This window comes from Vibrio sp. D431a (genome assembly GCF_030248655.1).
Lineage (GTDB): Bacteria > Pseudomonadota > Gammaproteobacteria > Enterobacterales > Vibrionaceae > Vibrio > Vibrio alginolyticus.
Genome location: NZ_JAHGAP010000105.1, coordinates 1 through 1,086 on the forward strand (window position 1 = coordinate 1; position 1,086 = coordinate 1,086).

Sequence of the window (1,086 nt, forward strand, 5' to 3'; positions counted from 1 at the left end):
TACCCTAAACATAAAACGCAACGCATAACAAAAATGCCAAGCGTTGCGAATCACTCTTAAACAGATTGTTATGTGATTAACCAGCGTACTCCACTTGCCAAATATCTGTTTTAGCACCTGTACGCTCACAAACACCTGACGTTGTTTTTTCGCCAAACAGGTGGCTTGCGACACCTAGAGATGCATCAATATCTTGCTCTATAAGAGCTTCGATGTAAAAAGGCTTGAACTTCTTTGGTAGTTCTTTTTGGAATAGTTCTATTGTTTGTTGAACAAACTTGGTTGTTAACCCTTGATTTCTGAGGTGCTCTTTAGTGCCATAAAATAGACAGAAGCAAGGCTTACCATTAAGTGGTTCATTCATGTCAAAGCTGACTAGATGTTCCACCTTTTTGTTATTCAGCTTTGCGTATGTATATCTTAAACCGCCAGAAGGATGATCTTTGATCATGTAAATATTGTCGGTAAAAGGCACTCTTTGCATCACAAAGCCTTCGGCTAATTGTTCTTCTAAAATGCGAATACCAGTCATAGGGTTTTGATGTTCATGCATTCTTAAAACTCCTAGTTATGTAATGCTTTCAGTTACTTAACTTTAGCAGCAAGATGATCTAGCAAATCTTGAGTCTTCACTTTTTCACCCGGCTTAAAGTTCTTGATTTTCTTCAATGAAATTTCGTAATTGCTACCTTTGTGCTCTAAATTGCACTCTTTGTAATAACGAAGAATAAAGTCACGAATTTCATAGCCCTCACTACGGTTGATATATAATCGGTCTTGTTTTACTGGTGGCTCATCCCCCCCAGTACGAGTCCACGACAGGTTCGTGTTATCTTTGAGCCATTTTGTGACTTTCTGAGTATTCGACATTTGTTCACCTTATTTTTAATTAGTTGTACATATTCAAGACTGCTAACACTAGAGCCTCAAGATATACATCTAGGCGCACAACATCCAAATCAACCTCTCGACTTTAAGGGAAGCTCAAATATGTGAAATCCAACGCATATTTAGTGTTGTCACATAACGCCCTGTTAAGGTGTGAGCAACGTAATGCCGAAGCTCCCGCATACCACCTTAAACACT

The 1,086-nt window shown here is 38.8% G+C and carries 2 protein-coding genes; both read right to left on the reverse strand.

Annotation, left to right across the window (positions count from 1 at the left end; all coding sequences use genetic code 11):
- Positions 1 to 76 precede the first annotated feature (76 nt).
- A complete protein-coding gene (locus KJB35_RS28260; protein ID WP_238842956.1) occupies positions 77 to 553 on the reverse strand; it encodes a hypothetical protein in 477 nt (158 codons plus the stop codon).
- 32 nt (positions 554 to 585) lie between these two features.
- A complete protein-coding gene (locus KJB35_RS28265; RefSeq protein WP_238842955.1) occupies positions 586 to 870 on the reverse strand; it encodes a hypothetical protein in 285 nt (94 codons plus the stop codon).
- Between the last annotated feature and the right edge of the window lie 216 nt (positions 871 to 1,086).